The organism is Aquipuribacter aurantiacus (assembly GCF_051216895.1).
In the GTDB taxonomy this organism is placed as follows: domain Bacteria; phylum Actinomycetota; class Actinomycetes; order Actinomycetales; family JBBAYJ01; genus Aquipuribacter.
Genome location: NZ_JBPKAO010000003.1, coordinates 186,907 through 201,628, shown reverse-complemented (window position 1 = coordinate 201,628; position 14,722 = coordinate 186,907). Strand labels below are relative to the sequence as shown.

Genomic DNA, 14,722 nt, shown 5'->3' with positions numbered 1-14,722 from the left:
GCTGGCTACCGTGGCGGCATGCTCATCGCCGAGGACCTGCTCCTGCTGATCATGGACGACGCCGACGGCAAGCCCGCCGTCGACGGGACCGCCGCGGACCACGCCCTGGCCGGGGCGGTGCTGGCCGAGCTCGTGGCCGGTGGACACCTGGACCACGTCGAGCCCGCCCGCTGGAGCAAGGAGCCCCGGCTCGTCCGCCGAGAGGGCTCGGTGCTGTCCGACGAGCTGCTCGCCGAACGGCTCGGTCGGCTGGCGACGCCCCGCACCGGGTCCGCGACGGTCCAACGGCTCGCCACCGGGCTGCGGACGATGGTGCGTGACCGGCTGGTGGTCAGCGGTCACCTCCGTCAGGAGACCCACCGGGTGCTGGGGGTGTTCCCGGTCTCGCGCTACCCCGAGCAGGAACCCGGGCACGAGGACCGGGTCCGGGGCGGCCTGGGCCAGGTGCTGCGCGGTGAGCGGCCCGCCGCCCCGCGCGAGGTCGTGCTGCTGTCGCTGCTGGACGCGGTCAAGGGCCTGCGCAAGGTCCTGCCGGCGGAGACCGCCGGCCTGGACGACGAGCGGCTCGCGACGCGGGTCGCCGAGGTGTCCGCCGACGAGGCGGTCCCCGCCGCGGTGCGCAAGGCGGTCGCCGACGCCCGCGCCGCGGTCGACGCGGCCGTGATGGTGGCCGTCATGGGCGCGGCGGTCGGCACGGCCGGCAGCAGCTAGGGCGTCACCGGTCCTCGACAACGGCAGGCCGGAGCCCGTCGTCCAGCGGGTGGTCGATCGAGTCGTGCAGCACGTGGCAGCCTCAGGTTCGTGACGAGGACCTCCAGGACGCGTCTCGTGAACCGAGGGGCTGCGTGCCACCTGCGGGTCCGATGACCCACCGCAGAATGATCAGGCGGCTCGAGCAGACGGAGGCGGCCACCGTTCTCGCCCTCGTCGACGCGCTCGTCGCGAGGGGCTGCGTCGACCCCGTCCCGACGGCCGTGCCTCTCGGCCGCGGACTGCTGGTGATCAGCGGCGCGCGACGGTACGTCAACCGGGCGGTGGGGGTGACGCTCGACGAGCTGAGCCCGGACGACGTGACCACCCTCGTGCGGCACTACGCCGACGCCGGCCTGCCCGCTGCGGTGCAGCTGTCGTCCTGGGCGCCGGCATCGACGGTCGCCGCGCTCGGCGCCGCAGGTTTCGTCCCCGCCTGGTGCCGGACGATGTTCGCGGTCGACCCACGCGCCGCCCCGTCGACGGGACGCACCGTCCCACCGGTCGACCGGCGGATCGAGATCGTCGAGGTCGGTGCTGACGACACCCTGTCCACCTGGGCCGCCGACGTGATGATCGCCGAGGCCCTGGCCGCTGGGGCCGACCGGACCACGAGTGACGAGTTCATGGACGCGGACCGCGGGGCCACCGGGACCACCCAGCTGCTGGCGCTCCTCGACGGGCAGCCGGTCGGCTGCGGCTCCCTGTCGGTCGTCGGCTCCACCGGGCGGCGGACGGGCTGGCTCGGTGCGGCCGCGACCATCCCGTCGGCTCGTGGACGCGGTGTCCAGACCGCGCTGGTCCGGCACCGGCTCCAGCTCGCGGTCGGGGCCGGGTGCGACCTCGTCGGGGCCACGGCGTCCGTCGGTTCGACGTCGGGTCGGGTGCTCACGCGCTGCGGCCTTGCGCTCGTGCAGGAGCAGTGGGTCCTCCAGCGGGCTGACGACGCCCTCGGGCGGCTCGCTCGACAGGTCGAGCCGGACGGGTCAGTCGCGCAGCGGTGAGCCGGTCACGGTGAACTGGAAGCCGCCGAAGTCGCCCGAGAGCAGGGGCCGGGCCGCGGCGATCGCCTCCTGCACCTCGGGCAGGGACAGCGAGGCCTGGTGGGCCGCCTGGTCCTGCCACAGCTCGACGACGAAGACGGTGTCCGGCTGCTGGTCGTTGACGCCGACCTCGTAGGCCAGGCACCCGACGTCGCGCAGCGCGTCGCTGCGCCTGGTCAGGTGGCGGACGAGCTCGTCCCGCTTGCCGGCCACGACACCGAGGGTCCCTACGTTGGCGAAGGTCATGCGGCTCATCATGCTGTCCTCCGAGGACACCGAAGGGCACCTCCCACGGCGTGGCCGCACCGATCGCCGGATCAGTCCAACGGCACGACCTCGGTGGCGCTCACGACCGGGTGTCCAGCAGTGCTCTCACCGGGCGATGTCCCAGGTGACGTCGAACCTGGCCGCGCCGATGGCTCGGCACGGCGGCCGAGGCCGAGCTGGCCGCGGTCATCAGGGTCGTCAACGACCTCGTCGACGAGGAGGACGCGGCGTGGCTGGGCGGTGTCGTGGACGCCTGCTTCGACGACGGGACGGCCGCGGTCCGGCATGACACGAACGGCGTCGCCCAGCCTGGTGGCTCTGACCGTGGGTCGACAGCTACCGCGGGTCCACGCTGCGCTCGCCTCGCGAGGCGACGGCACGGGCCTGCCAGTCGTGGAGGTCACCGACCCACTCCCAGCCGGGCTCCGCCGAGGGGCCGATGCGGGGGTCGTCCAGTGGTCCGCCATCGCGCAGAGCCTCCACGTACGCCCGGTCGAGCGCCAACCGGGCTCGCAGCTGCCCGGCATCGCCGACCGACCCGTGGCCGGGGACGACGACGTCTATGTCGTCCACCAGCGCCTCGAGCACCTGCAGCCCGGCGAGGTATTTCTCGACCGGGTCCTCGTCGTCGCCCAGCATCGGGACCAGGACGTCGGACAACATGTCGCCGGCGACGAGGACTCGGCGCTCCTCGACGAGCAGCGCCGCGTGCCCGGGAGCATGAGCGGGGTGCTCGACAACGCGCACGTCGGGTCCGTCCCAAGGGACACGGCTCATCTCATCAGGCAGCCCGGTGACCAGGCCGAACAGCTCCAGAGGGATCTCCTCGGCGATCTCGGGCGGCAGTCCCTCGGCCAGTCGGGCGGTCCAGTCCGGCTCCGACCGCAGCTGCCTCAGGTAGGCCGCGCAACGGGTGGTTCCCAGTCGGGGGGCCTCGCCGAGCTCGGGGTGCCACAGGGCGTGGTCCCAGTCCGGGTGCGTCGCGAAGCCCGCCACCACCGGCTGGCCGAGGCGGCGTAGGTCGCCGGCCACGCACCCCATCTCTCCAGCCGTGATCCCAGGGTCCACCAGCAGCACTCCTGAGCGGCCTTGTACGGCCACCGTGTTGTTCCGGAGCAGTTGGCTCTGGTGGACGAGCACGCCGTCTGCCACCTGCGTCAGCATCCGTGGCCCCTGGCGCTCACACCGTCGAGCGTCCGACCTTCGTCGCTGTGCATGCGCGTCCCCTCCTCGTCGAGAGCCGGTCCAGGAAGCCGCCGGCAGGCTCGCTGATGAGTCAGACGCTGTGTCGGCCGAGATGTCATCGGTCCCGAACCTCCATCAGCCGCTGGGTGACGTGCGGGGGACGGCGGCGGCGGTCGCCACGCGGGCTGCCGTCCGAGCGGGCTGTCTGCTAGCCGCGTCGTGCGTCCTGGCTCGGTTCTGCACCCGCGTCGTCCTGGTCGCCGTCGGCTCCCAGCGCAGGACGTCGCCGGGCTGGCAGTCCAGGACCCGGCAGATGGCGTCCAGGGTGGAGAACCGGACCGCCTTGGCGCGCCCGTTCTTCAGCACCGAGACCAGCAGCGCCCAGATCGCCACCAGCGCCACCTGCACGCACACGACGGCAGCCACCGCAGCCGCGGTGTACGGCCACCGGAGGTAGCCCACCTCGGGCCACATCGCCGCCTGCTCAGCGGCCACCAACGGGATGACCAGGACCTGCGCGAGCAGTCACCCCGACCGGTCACCGCTCGCCGAACCCCTGTGGGACGGCCCGTCGTCGCCGTCGAGGTGGCCCCTGGGCGCCGGTCCGGACGTCGGTGGCCGGTCCCCAGGGGCGATGCCACCGGGTCAGGCGTGAGCGGCGGCGCGGACCTCGCACGCGCGGCCGTCGCGCATCTCGACGACGGCGTCCGCGGTCTCGAGGTGGTCGTGGTCGTGGGTGACCAGGACGGTGGCGGTTCCGCGCCGGCGGGTCAGGGTGCTGATCAGGTCCAGGACGGCGGCGCCGCGCTCGTGGTCCAAGGCGCTGGTCGGTTCGTCGACGAGGAGGACTTCGGGGTCGTTCATCAGTGCACGGGCGATGTTGACCCGTTGGCGTTGACCGCCGGAGAGCTGGTGCGGTCGGCGGTCGGCCTCCTTCTCCAGACCGACGGCGACGAGGAGCTCGCGGGCTCGCTCCCGGGCCGCCGGCGGCTTGGTGCCGTCGATGTGGGCCATGACCTGGAGCTGCTCGACGGCGGTGAGTGATCCCAGGAGGTTGGGCTGCTGGAACACGATGCCGATCAGGGTCCGGCGCAACCTGGTGAGGGCGTCACGGTCGAGGTCCGCGGTGGGGGTGCCGGCGACGGTGACCGTGCCCTGGTCGGGGCTTATGAGGGTTGCTGCCACGGCCAGGAGGCTGGACTTGCCGGACCCGGACGGGCCGACGACGGCGGTGACGGTTCCGCTGGGCACGGCCATGGTGACGTGGTCGAGGGCGACGAGGCGCCCGGCGCCGTCGGGGTAGGTGAGGGTGATGTCGGTCAGGTGCAGGCTCATCGGGCACTCCCAAGTGCGGTCAGGGGGTCGACGGACGTGATCTGGCGGATGGACAGGGCGGCGCCGGCGGCGCCGAGAGCGACCATGACCACGGCCGGGAGCAGCACCGTGGCGGGGTCCAGGACGAACGGCACCGACCCGCGGACCAGCGCGCCCAGCCCGGCGGCGATCGCCGTCCCGAGAGCGGTCCCCAGGACCAGCAGCACCACCGCTTGTCCGAGGGCGTCACGCAGCAGGTAGCGGGTGGAGGCGCCGAGCGCCTTGAGGACGGCGACGTCGCCCGAGCGCTGGATCGTCCAGACCATGAAGAAGGCCCCGATGACCAGCGCGGAGATCACGAACATGAACCCGCGCATGAGCTGCAGGGAGCCGTTCTCCGCGGCGAACGACCCGATGGCCGACGCCGTGGCGCCCAGCGGCAGGGTCTGCGTGCCCAGCCGGTCGTCGACTGCGGCCAGGTCCGCACCGTCGACGTCCGCCGCGACGAGGGCCACGACGGTGGCGATCTGCGTGGTCGGGTCCTCGACGCGCAGCAGCGGCTGGGTGTCGGTGAGGTCCGCCCACACCACCGGGGTGTGGCTGTAGGAGCTCTCCCCGGCGACGGCCCCGACGACGAGGTCTCGGCCTGCGATGGTGACCGTGGCCCCGGTCGTGGAGTCGAGGGCTTCGGCGGCGCCGGCCGAGAGCACGACGGTCCCTGCCTCGAGGGCCGGGCCGGCGTCTGTCTCCGGCAGCAGTGGTGACCCCGGGCGCACCCCGAAGACCGACACGGCGGCTGTCCGCTCCCCGCCCTCAGCGCGCGTGGTCACGATCGCCAGCGGCTCGGCGGCCTCCACACCGGGGACCTGGGCCCACTGCTCCCACGTCTTGGCCTCGAGGGTGGAGTCGGAGAACGACACGTCGCCGTCCTCCAGCGGGGCGGCGAAGGTCAGGTGGTCGACCGGCAGGTCCAGGACGGCCGAGGTGTTCTCCCGGCCCAGGCCCGCCGTCAGGCCCGAGAGCATGACGACGAGCATGGTCATCAGGACGATCACCACACCCATCAGCGTGAACCGGCCCCGCGCGAAGCGCAGGTCTCTCCAGGCGACGAACACGTCGCGTCCCTTCTGTCTGCGGATGACGACCGGCAGGTCGACCCCCTCAGCGTGCGCCGCGCGAGGTGAGGACCGCATCGAGCCCGAGGGGGATCCACCGACGCCGCAGGGGTGAGGCCGGCTCAACCTTTCGATCGATGACGCCTGTCGGTGAGCGACGTACGCTCACTGGACGTGAACCCTCTGGACCCGACCTCGCTGCCACCGGTGCTGCGTACGCTGCGTGGGTTCCTGCACGCCCTGGTCGGGGTGCTCCTGCTGGTCGTCGTCGTGCGCGCGGTGCGCCTGACGGACGACGCCTCCGTCGCCGTCGTGTGGGCCGCGGCAGCGACGGCCGTCGTCTACGTGGCCGGGGCGTGGGTGCCGGTGGTCAAGCGGTCCGTCCGTGCGGCCGCCGTGTGGCTGACGGTCCTGCTCGCCGCCTGGCTCTGGCTGGTGGTCCTGACCCCGGACGCGGTGTGGCTCGCCTTCCCCCTGTTTGTCCTCCAGCTGCACCTTGCGGGCCGGTGGGGTCTGCCGGCCGTACTCGTGACCACCGTGGTCGCGGTCGGCGGTGCCGCGTGGCACGCCGGCGGCCTGCAGGTCGGTGGCGTCCTGGGTCCCACCATCGGCGCGGCGGTCGTCGTGGCGACGGTGCGCGGGTACGAGGCGCTGCACCGCGAGAGCGAGCAGCGCCGGCTCCTGATCGCCGAGCTGACCGCCACGCGCAACGACCTCGCCGCCGCCGAGCGCGCCGCCGGCGTCCTCGCCGAGAGGGAGCGTCTCGCCCGGGAGATCCACGACACCCTGGCGCAGGGGCTGTCCAGCATCCAGCTGCTCCTACGGGCCGCGGAGCGGACCATCCACGCCGATCCCGACACCGCTCGCCAGCAGGTCGTCACCGCCCGGGAGGCGGCAGTGGCGAACCTGGCCGAGGCCCGCCGGTTCGTCCACGACTGGGCACCCCCGGACCTGGAGTCCGGCTCGTTGCGCCACGCCCTCGAACAGCTCTCCCGGCGCACCACCGCAACCAGCGGTGTCCCCATGGACGTCACCGTCTCCGGCACAGCTGTCCCGCTGCCCACCGGGCACGAGATCGCCCTCCTGCGGATCGCCCAGCAAGCCGTCGCGAACACGATCCAGCACGGCGACGCGCGCCGCATCCGCCTCACGCTCAGCTACATGGACACCGAGGTCGCCCTTGACGCCGTCGACGACGGCCGCGGCTTCGACAGCCCGCACCCGGACGACCCGCCCATCACCACCGGTACCCGGGGACGGACGCGTGCGCACCATGACGATCCGGTGGCACGCGGCTTCGGGCTGGCCGCGATGCGCGCCCGGGCCGCTGCCCTGAACGGGACCCTCGCCATCGAGTCCGCGGCCGGGAACGGGACCGCAGTGGCAGTGACCCTGCCCCTGCCCCCGCCGAGGGGCGGCCATGAAGGCTGACGCCGAGATCAGGATCGTGATCGCCGACGACCACCCCATCGTCAGGGCTGGGCTGCGCGCCGTGCTGCGTACCGAGCCCGGCTTCGTCGTCGTCGCGGAGTGCTCCACCGCCGAGCAGGCAGTCCGGCGCTGCGCCGAGGGGGAGGTCGACGTCGTCCTCATGGACCTGCAGTTCGGGGCCGGCATGGGAGGCACCGAAGCGACCGCCACCATCACCCAGGTGCCCGGCGGCCCCCGGGTGGTCATCCTCACCACCTACGACGCCGACGCCGACGTCATGGAAGCGATCGCCGCCGGGGCCTCCGGCTACCTGCTCAAGGACGCACCACCCGACGAGCTGGCCACCGCGGTCCGCACCGCAGCAGGGGGCGGTTCGGCCCTCGCCCCCGCGATCGCCACCAGACTGCTCGAACGGCTCCGCGCTCCGGGAGGCGGACTCAGTCCTCGTGAGCTCGAGGTGCTCCAGCTGGTCGCCGAGGGACTGTCGAACCAGCAGATCAGCCAACGGCTCTTCCTCAGCCAAGCGACCATCAAGACCCACCTGGCCCACGTCTACGCCAAGCTCGACGTCGACTCACGCAGCGCCGCTGTCGCCGCCGCGACCAAGCGCGGCATCCTGCGCCGCTGAGACCGGAGCGCCGCGTCGGCCGACGCGCGGCTCCGCTCGACGACTCCGAACAGGACACCGGGGTTCAGAGCCGCGCTGCACCCGAGGACGTCCCCGAAGCCGACCGGCTCACCGGCCCGCGCCTTCGACGACGCGCGGCCTGACCGCATCCAGCGTGAGGACCTCCCCTGACCCGGGACCGGCCGAGGCACCTGGACCTACTGCCCTCGGCGAACGACCCTGTGCCGGAGGATTCCGTGCAGCAGCAAGGCGAGTCCGCTCAGCAGCGACACCGCGGCCGTGAGGACGAGCAACGACGCCAGCCCCAGGCCGGGGATGACCGCACCGGCAAGACCGGGTGCGGCGACTGAGCTGAGGGCCCCCACGACGAGGCAGGCCGTGAACGCCGTTGCGGCGCGGTCGGGGACCAGCTCGGCGGTCCACACGGCAAGCGCCGCCGACCCGGTCATGTACGCCGCCCCGAAGAGGCACGCGGACAACGCCGTGGCCGCAAGGGAGTCGCTGCCGAGGCCGAGCAGGACCAGCGCCGCAGCCAGCACCACCAGGCACCACGCCGCGACCCTGAGGCTGCCCCAACGCCGCGTGAGGGACCCGGTCGCCACCCCGACCACACCGGAGACACCGATGGCCACGTACAGCACGGGGACCGCGACGGGTGTGAGGTCACCACGGTCGAGGATGTCTGCGGCGTAGGTGAAGTAGATGACGACGACCGCGAAGTAGACGACGGAGTACACGGCCGGAACCCGCAACGCTCGCACCAGCGACGAGCCGACCTGCCGTGAATCCGGGCGTGGCTCCGGGGCGCTCCTCGGCACCAGGCGGAGGTTGACGACCGCGGCGACCACCGCCGCCAGGGCGATCCCCACCCAGACCGCGCGCCATGACACCAGCGCAGCAAAGGCAGCCAGGCCGCCCAGCGCGACCAGGCCACCACTGGTCCCGGTCGTGATGATGGCCAAGGTCCGCGGCTGCTGCCGGGCCGACACCCAGCGCGTCACGATGTCGGAGTAGGGGGCCCAGACCCAGCCCCCCGCGCCACCCGCCAGGACCGCACCGACGGCGAGCACTCCGGGCGACTGCGCGACCGCCACGAGGACCGCCCCCAGCACCCCGCACGCCCCACCCACGGTCGTGGGCGCGCGTGACCCGTGACGAGTGGCGAGGGGCCCCGCGCACAGCAGGCCGGCCAGGTAGCCCGCGAAGGTGGCGCTGGCCACGAGCCCGAGCACCAGCTCGGACAGGCCCAGCTCCTGCCGGATGTCGGGCAGCGTCAGGCCGTAGGCGTACCGCGCCATGCCGAACGCGACCCCGACGACCGCAGCTCCGGCCAGGCCGACCCGACCACCCGCGGACAACGTCATGAGCTCCTCCCGGATACGCCTCACGCACCGGGGCCGTGTCCTTCGATCCTGCAGCCCAGCCTCCCACAGCGCCCGGCCCCGGAACTTGACCCGCGCGCCCCTGATCCGGCTACTGATCCGGCCCAGGGGAGTCCGGTGCTGCTACCACGACGTCCACGGACGGAGGCGCTGCTGCGGCCGCGCTCAGCCTCTCGGCCCCGGGGGTGCGGTACCGGTGCCCGCCCTGCCCGACACCGGACCGTCGGCGGGAGGGCCGGCGACAGCAGCGCGTGACCCGCGAGCCGCCGACGAACGGCGCGCTCGTGCACCACCCGCGCCGTCGTGGACGAGGTCGGCACGGCAGCGAGCCAGGTGTCGGTCGAGCGCTGGGCGAGAGAGCGCCTCACGGCCTCCTGCGTCACCGCAGAGAGGTTCAAGCCTGCCGCCTTGGCCTCTGCTGCGAGCTCGTCCGGGAGGTACACGTTCAGTCGAGTCACAACACACGACAGGCCCCAGGCAGTTGAGGTGTCCCCGACTGTTGATCGCCGGCTGACGATCGGTTATCAGCGGCACGCTAGGTGCCTGTGGCATGTCCCCAGGAGTCGTGCCACACTGGCCTGATGGATGCCACGCTGGTGCTCGGGCAGCAAGGCCGTCTCGTCATTCCTGCCGACGTCCGAGCCGCGCTCGGCCTGGCTCCCGGTGACCGCCTGCACCTGCACCTGGCGGGACGTCGGCTCGTCCTGGAGCGTCAGCAGGACGCGGCCGCAGAGCTGCGAGGCTTGGCCGCCTCGGTGCCGGCCTCTCGCTCGCTGGTCGAGGAACTTCTCGCGGAGCGGCGTGAGGCAGCCGCCCGAGAATGACGGTGCTCGACGCGTCCGCCGTCCTCGCCCTTCTGCACGACGAACCCGGAACCGACATGGTCATGGCCGCCCTACCCGGCTCCGTGCTGGGGGCAGCCAACCTGGCCGAGGTCATCGGCAAGCTGGTCGATGAGGACGTCGACTCCGCACGACTACGAGAACTGCTCGGCGCCGCAGGGGTACGGGTGGCACCAGTGACCGAAGCTGACGCCGAACTCGCCGGAGCCATGCGCGGTCTCCCCGGCGGTCGTTCTCTGTCCCTTGGGGACCGCTGCTGCCTCGCCCTGGCGGTACGCAGCGACCCGCCGCAGGTGCTCACGGCCGACCGCGTCTGGGCGGACCTTGGCGTCCCGGTCGACGTACTACTGCTTCGGTAGCCGAGGCCGCGACGTTCCCGCCATGAGAACCGTCATCGCGCTACTGGCTCTGGCCGTCGCGCTGGTCGTAGTCGCAACCTGCTCCCCGGCAATGGGGCCGTCGACTACCCGCTACTGCTTCTGGGCGCCACCGTCGCGTTCCTGGTGGCCGTGGTCCGCGGCATTCGGCTCCTGCTTGCCCGACGGCGACGGGCGAGGACCGACCAGGTCCGATCTGCGTCGACCCAGAAGGCGATCGACGATGGACAGAGGTCTGCTCAGGCAGCGCGGCGATGCCGGGAGGGTTACCTCAGGCGTCGGCGATCGCGGGTGGCCCCTCCACCCACAGGCGGAAGGCGTGCAGCACGTCGCCCAGGTTGAGCGGGCCACAGGCAGCATCGAAGGAGTTCTCTACCTTGCGAACGACGAGCCAGTCATGCGCACTGCGGTTCGTCTCCAGCTCCTCCAACGGAAGGTCCTCCGCCTGCGTTCCAGACACGTCGATGCGAACACTCCATCCGGGGTTGTCGAGCGTCTCGATGGACACGCCTGAAGCGTGCTCCCAGTCCCCGTCGCACTGCGTCGCGTACCAGGCCTGCAACCACATCAGGGTGCCCGGCGCTTCGTCCTGCCAGCCATCGGACATGGGCAAGTACCGCCGCTCGACCATGGACCAAGGCTACGTCGTTTCCGTGAACCACCATCGCTCACGGCCGACCGAATGCTCGACGGACGCGGCCGGGGTCAGGTCGCCTGGCGCCATTGACACGCTCTGCCACGCGCAGCAGACCCCACCCTGGGAGGCTGTGCCTGTGAACGACGAGGCGCCCGACCAAGCATCCGAGCGTTACGACTCGGCAGAGCAGACCTACATGTCGGCGCTGGCGTCGGGCGCCGATGACGCCACGTTGAGAACGATGGCCAGGCAGGTCGCTGAAGCCGCTCGGGCCTGGGAGCGCGCCGACGCTTCGGCCGTTCCTCCCGCCGACGTGACGAGGTACTACGACGTTCCCGAGGTTGTCTCCTCCTTGTGGCGTGACCTCGCGGACGCGTACGACCGCCGCGCCCCGTAGCTCGTGTGCTGGCACATGCCGATCGGTATCCGGCACGCGGCCTCGCAAGTGCAGCAGCACGAGTGCTGGGGTGCCGGGCCTCTCCGCAGGGTTGACTTGCGGAGACGCCCGGCGCGGCGCTGAGTCAACGCCTTGCCATGGCCTCCGCAAGGCCGGCGCGCGCGTCGACGCGCTGACGGTCGATGGCCCGATAGACCGTCGACCGGCCGACCCTGAACAGGTCGGCGACTTCAGCGGTGCTGTACTCGCCGCTGTGCACCAGGGACACAAGGTGGGCTTCCTGTCGACGGGTCAACTTGGGCTGACGCCCGCGCAGTCGGCCCTTGGCCTTGGCGATCTTCATGCCCTCGCGCGTGCGGAGCCGGATCAGGTCAGATTCGAACTCGGCGACCATGGCCAGGACGTTGAACAGCAGCCGTCCGACGGGATCGGTCGGGTCGTAGACCGACCCGCCGAGCGAGAGCTTGACCTGCCGCGTGGTCAGCTCGTCGGCGATGGCTCGGGCGTCTGGCAGTGATCGGGCCAGGCGGTCGAGCTTCGTCACCACCAGCGTGTCCCCAGCGCGGCAGGCGGCGAGTGCCTCCCGCAGTCCGGGGCGTTCGCGGTTCGTGCCGGTCAGGCCATGGTCGACGTAGATCCGGGCGTGCTCGACACCATGGTCACGCAGGGCGTTCCTCTGGGCGGTCAGGTCTTGCTGGTCCGTGGAGCAGCGGGCGTATCCAACAAGTAGCGCGCTCATGGCGCACCTCCAAGAACGGGGCCCGGTCGGAGCGCTGAGACGCGACCGGCTCGAGCATCGGGTAGTACCCGACCGCATCAGGAGGGACTTGACCCTGACGTAGGACTCCTGGGGGCCTGCGTTCCGCAGGGGACGCCCCAGCGGGGCTACCGCGAAACGATCAGCCGATGTCGTCCAGGAGCGGCGCCAGCTGATTGTCGACGATGTCCCTTCCAATCACCGCCAGGTTCCGCAGGACCGCGTCGTACGCCATCGAGCCGAACACAACAAAATCGACGTGGTCGCGGTGAGCGATGCAGCGGGCGATCGCGGCCCGGATGTCTTCGAGGCGGTCTGCGTCGGCACGGCTCGCACGGCCACCGCGTCCGCCAGGGCGGTGGCCGAGACCTCGTCACGCAACAGCGGTGCTGCCACCACATCGACCCTCACGCCCGGCAGTTCGCTCAGCTCCTCGGCAAGCCCGGAGACTCGGAGGAGCTCGTCGCCGGAGCCAGGAGCCAGGTCGACGAGAAGACCGAGGTCGCTGTCATCACGAGTATCGCCACGTGCCGCTGAACCGAACATGCGGAGTTGTCCGCGCCGTACCGCTTGAGCAGGAGGCCTACCGCGCCCCGGTTCGAAGCCAAGGCCGCACGCAGCCGGCTCGACGCGGCGGTCGGCTGTCCCATGGGTCCGGGGTAGCCATCGACCCCGCCGGCAAGCTGGGATCCTCAGCTGGTGCGAGGGGCTCAGGGCCTGCGTGGGTAGCGACGTCGGGAACGGCGCGGTCAGGCGCGGTAGGCGTCGCGACGGTGGGAGACATCCAGGACGGACACCGTGTGCTCGTGCTCGTCGATCCGGTAGACGACGCGATAGGTGCCGCGGCGGGCGCTGTGGCGGCCCTGCAGTGGTGCTCGCAGCTCCTGGCGGACTCGGTGGGGGTTCTCCAACAGGGGGCCGATGATGAACTCGTAGGCGGCGAAGGCGGCTGCTTCGGGCAGGGCTCCAGTCAGCTGTCGTCGGGCGGTCGGGGTGATGACGAGCGTGTAGCGGTCGTCCTCGGACGACAGGCTCACGAGGGGTCTGGGTCCCGACGAACGCGCATGGCGGCGGCGAGGTCGGCTTCGGACTCCCCGAGACCGGCGGCGAGCTCGGTCTCGGAAGCATTCAGGCGGGCGACGGCGTCGCCGTCGGACAGCACCGCGATCGTCTCCTCCAGTGCCTCGAGGTCGGCCGGAGCGATGAGCACGGCCGAGGGGGTGCCGTGGACGGTGACGAGTACCCGCTTGGAGGTGGCGTCGCGAGTGCGATCCGCTGTTGCCATCCGCTCCCGGTTGCCAGACTCGGCACATGAGTCAGGTGCTTGTGGACCAGGTCGTCATGACCGACTACGGCCAGTTCGACCTCACGTGGGGCGGTGACGGGTTCGATGGTGACTGGGACAAGTTCTTCGCGGGGCAGGTGAACGGCCTCGTAGGTGCGGCTGAAGGCGGAGGCTTGTACGTCAACCTTGGCCGACGCTCAGGTGGCTCGAGGGTGCGCGTCGTCTTGTTGGGGGCGGCTCCCGCCGAGCCAGGCGAGGACTGGGAGGACGTGGTCGAGGTGTCGATCTTCGTTCCGGCCGATGTCCCGGCGGGTTGGTGTTCGTGGGCCGGCGAGTCGAGCGGGACCCTAGACCTGCCTCCCGGCGGGTACCGGGTTCGGGTCAGTGCTCGGGGCCGGGACGCTGGGCGTGCCGACGAGTTCGCCGAGGCCGTCGTGGACACCTACCTGATCGAGTTCTGGCCCGCTGACTCAGGGCCGGACAGCATCCTCCGGACGACGAGCGAAGACGCGAAGTACTGGCACGGGGACATCGGCGGTCGCCGTTGACCTGCGACTCTCCGATCGGACGCCGCGGCTGCGGCGGCTGTAGCCGATCCCGGCAGCCGATCGGCTTGCGGACTTGGGCGAGAGAACCTCGGACCACCACACGGGGACTGCATACCGAACGGTTGACACCCGGGGTAGCCTGAAGACATGTCTACCCAGATCGCCATCCGGTTGGAAGACGCTGAGATCTCCGCGTTGGACGCCGAAGTAGCAGCCGGCCGCGCCGCCAACCGCTCCGAGGCCGTCCGCAGGAGCATCGCCCGCTTGCAGCGCGAGCAGCGCTACCAGGCTGAGGAGACCACGCTCCTCGAGCTCGCGCGACGCGGCGAGGAGCTCTACCCCGACATCCACCCCCACGGCCACGATCGCGCCTCCCACCCGGTCTTGGACTGACACCGGAGAGCGGCGACCAGCATGCGAAGCATCGCCGTGGTGCAACTGGACAAGAACAGACCCGCTCTCGTACTGACCCGGCAATCGAAGCTGCACCTGCTGCGCTGGGTCACCGTCGCGCCGATCACGAGCACCATTCGCGGCATCACCAGCGAGGTCAACGTCGGACCGCGCAACGGCCTCGATCACGACAGCGTGGTCAGCTGCGACAACATCACCACGGTCCCCGCTGAGGCAGTTGGGAAGAGCATCGGGCTGCTCTTCGATGACCAGGAGCCAGAGCTGGCCCGTGCGATCAGCGATGCCTTCGACCTCTTCATCCCGTAGCGACGACCTGCCACCGCCCCCTCGGGCGAGGGCGCACACCGGTT

The 14,722-nt window shown here is 71.5% G+C and carries 22 protein-coding genes; 10 read left to right on the top strand and 12 right to left on the bottom strand.

The window, feature by feature from the left end; translation table 11 throughout:
• The first annotated feature begins 18 nt into the window (after positions 1-18).
• The gene (locus tag ACR80Q_RS05850; RefSeq protein WP_435376641.1) at positions 19-711 is read left to right on the top strand and encodes a GOLPH3/VPS74 family protein; all 693 of its coding nucleotides are present in this window, start codon (positions 19-21) and stop codon (positions 709-711) included.
• A gap of 167 nt (positions 712-878) precedes the next feature.
• The gene (locus tag ACR80Q_RS05845) at positions 879-1,754 is read left to right on the top strand and encodes a GNAT family N-acetyltransferase (protein ID WP_435376640.1); all 876 of its coding nucleotides are present in this window, start codon (positions 879-881) and stop codon (positions 1,752-1,754) included.
• On the opposite strand, the gene ACR80Q_RS05840 is transcribed toward ACR80Q_RS05845, so the two are convergent.
• The 5 genes from ACR80Q_RS05840 to ACR80Q_RS05820 all read right to left on the bottom strand — a co-directional run bounded on the left by ACR80Q_RS05840 (position 1,737) and on the right by ACR80Q_RS05820 (position 5,674).
• Positions 1,737-2,039 (bottom strand): putative quinol monooxygenase, encoded by a 303-nt coding sequence (locus ACR80Q_RS05840; RefSeq protein ID WP_435376802.1) that lies wholly within the window; start codon positions 2,037-2,039, stop codon positions 1,737-1,739. The genes ACR80Q_RS05845 and ACR80Q_RS05840 overlap by 18 nt on opposite strands.
• Positions 2,040-2,396: 357 nt before the next feature.
• Positions 2,397-3,224, bottom strand: a complete 828-nt coding sequence (locus tag ACR80Q_RS05835; protein ID WP_435376639.1) for an MBL fold metallo-hydrolase — start codon at positions 3,222-3,224, stop codon at positions 2,397-2,399.
• A gap of 156 nt (positions 3,225-3,380) precedes the next feature.
• The gene (locus tag ACR80Q_RS05830; protein WP_435376638.1) at positions 3,381-3,740 is read right to left on the bottom strand and encodes a helix-turn-helix domain-containing protein; all 360 of its coding nucleotides are present in this window, start codon (positions 3,738-3,740) and stop codon (positions 3,381-3,383) included.
• A 150-nt stretch (positions 3,741-3,890) separates the two neighbouring features.
• Positions 3,891-4,580, bottom strand: a complete 690-nt coding sequence (locus ACR80Q_RS05825) for an ABC transporter ATP-binding protein (protein ID WP_435376637.1) — start codon at positions 4,578-4,580, stop codon at positions 3,891-3,893.
• Positions 4,577-5,674 carry an ABC transporter permease gene (locus tag ACR80Q_RS05820; protein WP_435376635.1) on the bottom strand — a complete coding sequence of 366 codons (1,098 nt, stop codon included), beginning with the start codon at positions 5,672-5,674 and terminating at the stop codon, positions 4,577-4,579. Before ACR80Q_RS05820 ends, ACR80Q_RS05825 begins: the two co-directional genes overlap by 4 nt.
• Positions 5,675-5,848: 174 nt before the next feature.
• On the opposite strand from ACR80Q_RS05820, the gene ACR80Q_RS05815 reads away from it, so the two are divergent.
• Together ACR80Q_RS05815 and ACR80Q_RS05810 are read left to right on the top strand one after the other, a co-directional pair.
• On the top strand, positions 5,849-7,105 hold the full coding sequence (locus tag ACR80Q_RS05815; RefSeq protein ID WP_435376634.1) for a sensor histidine kinase: 1,257 nt from the start codon (positions 5,849-5,851) through the stop codon (positions 7,103-7,105).
• A complete protein-coding gene (locus tag ACR80Q_RS05810; RefSeq protein ID WP_435376633.1) occupies positions 7,095-7,733 on the top strand; it encodes a response regulator in 639 nt (212 codons plus the stop codon). Before ACR80Q_RS05815 ends, ACR80Q_RS05810 begins: the two co-directional genes overlap by 11 nt.
• 197 nt (positions 7,734-7,930) lie before the next feature.
• Here the strand turns inward: ACR80Q_RS05810 and ACR80Q_RS05805 are convergent, their stop codons facing one another.
• Both ACR80Q_RS05805 and ACR80Q_RS05800 read right to left on the bottom strand, forming a co-directional pair.
• Entirely contained in the window at positions 7,931-9,097 is a 1,167-nt protein-coding gene (locus ACR80Q_RS05805) for an MFS transporter (protein WP_435376632.1), read from the bottom strand.
• Between the two features lie 20 nt (positions 9,098-9,117).
• A complete protein-coding gene (locus tag ACR80Q_RS05800) occupies positions 9,118-9,558 on the bottom strand; it encodes a type II toxin-antitoxin system CcdA family antitoxin (protein ID WP_435376631.1) in 441 nt (146 codons plus the stop codon).
• A gap of 138 nt (positions 9,559-9,696) precedes the next feature.
• On the opposite strand from ACR80Q_RS05800, the gene ACR80Q_RS05795 reads away from it, so the two are divergent.
• Both ACR80Q_RS05795 and ACR80Q_RS05790 read left to right on the top strand, forming a co-directional pair.
• On the top strand, positions 9,697-9,939 hold the full coding sequence (locus ACR80Q_RS05795) for an AbrB/MazE/SpoVT family DNA-binding domain-containing protein (RefSeq protein WP_435376630.1): 243 nt from the start codon (positions 9,697-9,699) through the stop codon (positions 9,937-9,939).
• Positions 9,936-10,316: a type II toxin-antitoxin system VapC family toxin gene (locus ACR80Q_RS05790; RefSeq protein ID WP_435376629.1), complete on the top strand. Its 381-nt coding sequence runs from the start codon at positions 9,936-9,938 to the stop codon at positions 10,314-10,316. Before ACR80Q_RS05795 ends, ACR80Q_RS05790 begins: the two co-directional genes overlap by 4 nt.
• A gap of 289 nt (positions 10,317-10,605) precedes the next feature.
• On the opposite strand, the gene ACR80Q_RS05785 is transcribed toward ACR80Q_RS05790, so the two are convergent.
• Positions 10,606-10,965 (bottom strand): immunity 53 family protein, encoded by a 360-nt coding sequence (locus ACR80Q_RS05785; RefSeq protein WP_435376628.1) that lies wholly within the window; start codon positions 10,963-10,965, stop codon positions 10,606-10,608.
• 142 nt (positions 10,966-11,107) lie between these two features.
• Between ACR80Q_RS05785 and ACR80Q_RS05780 the strand changes: the two genes are divergently transcribed.
• Positions 11,108-11,368 (top strand): hypothetical protein, encoded by a 261-nt coding sequence (locus tag ACR80Q_RS05780; protein ID WP_435376627.1) that lies wholly within the window; start codon positions 11,108-11,110, stop codon positions 11,366-11,368.
• Positions 11,369-11,492: 124 nt separating this feature from the next.
• On the opposite strand, the gene ACR80Q_RS05775 is transcribed toward ACR80Q_RS05780, so the two are convergent.
• From ACR80Q_RS05775 to ACR80Q_RS05760, 4 genes are all read right to left on the bottom strand, one after another.
• Entirely contained in the window at positions 11,493-12,107 is a 615-nt protein-coding gene (locus ACR80Q_RS05775; RefSeq protein WP_435376626.1) for a recombinase family protein, read from the bottom strand.
• A gap of 216 nt (positions 12,108-12,323) precedes the next feature.
• Positions 12,324-12,671 carry a nucleotidyltransferase family protein gene (locus tag ACR80Q_RS05770; protein WP_435376625.1) on the bottom strand — a complete coding sequence of 116 codons (348 nt, stop codon included), beginning with the start codon at positions 12,669-12,671 and terminating at the stop codon, positions 12,324-12,326.
• A 203-nt stretch (positions 12,672-12,874) separates the two neighbouring features.
• A complete protein-coding gene (locus ACR80Q_RS05765; RefSeq protein WP_435376624.1) occupies positions 12,875-13,162 on the bottom strand; it encodes a type II toxin-antitoxin system RelE family toxin in 288 nt (95 codons plus the stop codon).
• Positions 13,159-13,410 carry a type II toxin-antitoxin system Phd/YefM family antitoxin gene (locus tag ACR80Q_RS05760; protein ID WP_435376623.1) on the bottom strand — a complete coding sequence of 84 codons (252 nt, stop codon included), beginning with the start codon at positions 13,408-13,410 and terminating at the stop codon, positions 13,159-13,161. The genes ACR80Q_RS05765 and ACR80Q_RS05760 overlap by 4 nt, the downstream gene beginning before the upstream one ends.
• Before the next feature lie 26 nt (positions 13,411-13,436).
• Between ACR80Q_RS05760 and ACR80Q_RS05755 the strand changes: the two genes are divergently transcribed.
• From ACR80Q_RS05755 to ACR80Q_RS05745, 3 genes are all read left to right on the top strand, one after another.
• Positions 13,437-13,958 carry a hypothetical protein gene (locus ACR80Q_RS05755; protein WP_435376622.1) on the top strand — a complete coding sequence of 174 codons (522 nt, stop codon included), beginning with the start codon at positions 13,437-13,439 and terminating at the stop codon, positions 13,956-13,958.
• A gap of 147 nt (positions 13,959-14,105) precedes the next feature.
• Positions 14,106-14,351, top strand: coding sequence for a ribbon-helix-helix domain-containing protein (locus ACR80Q_RS05750; RefSeq protein WP_435376620.1), 246 nt, complete (start codon positions 14,106-14,108; stop codon positions 14,349-14,351).
• A gap of 21 nt (positions 14,352-14,372) precedes the next feature.
• The gene (locus ACR80Q_RS05745; RefSeq protein WP_435376619.1) at positions 14,373-14,678 is read left to right on the top strand and encodes a type II toxin-antitoxin system PemK/MazF family toxin; all 306 of its coding nucleotides are present in this window, start codon (positions 14,373-14,375) and stop codon (positions 14,676-14,678) included.
• Positions 14,679-14,722: the final 44 nt, after the last annotated feature.

Bases quoted from the DNA above. Each gene is read 5' to 3' on its own strand.
- ACR80Q_RS05850 (WP_435376641.1), top strand. From the start codon at position 19: ATGCTCATCGCCGAGGACCTGCTCCTGCTGATCATGGACGACGCCGAC.
- ACR80Q_RS05845 (WP_435376640.1), top strand. From the start codon at position 879: ATGATCAGGCGGCTCGAGCAGACGGAGGCGGCCACCGTTCTCGCCCTC.
- ACR80Q_RS05840 (WP_435376802.1), bottom strand. From the start codon at position 2,039: ATGACCTTCGCCAACGTAGGGACCCTCGGTGTCGTGGCCGGCAAGCGG.
- ACR80Q_RS05835 (WP_435376639.1), bottom strand. From the start codon at position 3,224: ATGCTGACGCAGGTGGCAGACGGCGTGCTCGTCCACCAGAGCCAACTG.
- ACR80Q_RS05825 (WP_435376637.1), bottom strand. From the start codon at position 4,580: ATGAGCCTGCACCTGACCGACATCACCCTCACCTACCCCGACGGCGCC.
- ACR80Q_RS05810 (WP_435376633.1), top strand. From the start codon at position 7,095: ATGAAGGCTGACGCCGAGATCAGGATCGTGATCGCCGACGACCACCCC.
- ACR80Q_RS05805 (WP_435376632.1), bottom strand. From the start codon at position 9,097: ATGACGTTGTCCGCGGGTGGTCGGGTCGGCCTGGCCGGAGCTGCGGTC.
- ACR80Q_RS05795 (WP_435376630.1), top strand. From the start codon at position 9,697: ATGGATGCCACGCTGGTGCTCGGGCAGCAAGGCCGTCTCGTCATTCCT.
- ACR80Q_RS05790 (WP_435376629.1), top strand. From the start codon at position 9,936: ATGACGGTGCTCGACGCGTCCGCCGTCCTCGCCCTTCTGCACGACGAA.
- ACR80Q_RS05785 (WP_435376628.1), bottom strand. From the start codon at position 10,965: ATGGTCGAGCGGCGGTACTTGCCCATGTCCGATGGCTGGCAGGACGAA.
- ACR80Q_RS05775 (WP_435376626.1), bottom strand. From the start codon at position 12,107: ATGAGCGCGCTACTTGTTGGATACGCCCGCTGCTCCACGGACCAGCAA.
- ACR80Q_RS05770 (WP_435376625.1), bottom strand. From the start codon at position 12,671: ATGTTCGGTTCAGCGGCACGTGGCGATACTCGTGATGACAGCGACCTC.
- ACR80Q_RS05760 (WP_435376623.1), bottom strand. From the start codon at position 13,410: ATGGCAACAGCGGATCGCACTCGCGACGCCACCTCCAAGCGGGTACTC.
- ACR80Q_RS05755 (WP_435376622.1), top strand. From the start codon at position 13,437: ATGAGTCAGGTGCTTGTGGACCAGGTCGTCATGACCGACTACGGCCAG.
- ACR80Q_RS05750 (WP_435376620.1), top strand. From the start codon at position 14,106: ATGTCTACCCAGATCGCCATCCGGTTGGAAGACGCTGAGATCTCCGCG.
- ACR80Q_RS05745 (WP_435376619.1), top strand. From the start codon at position 14,373: ATGCGAAGCATCGCCGTGGTGCAACTGGACAAGAACAGACCCGCTCTC.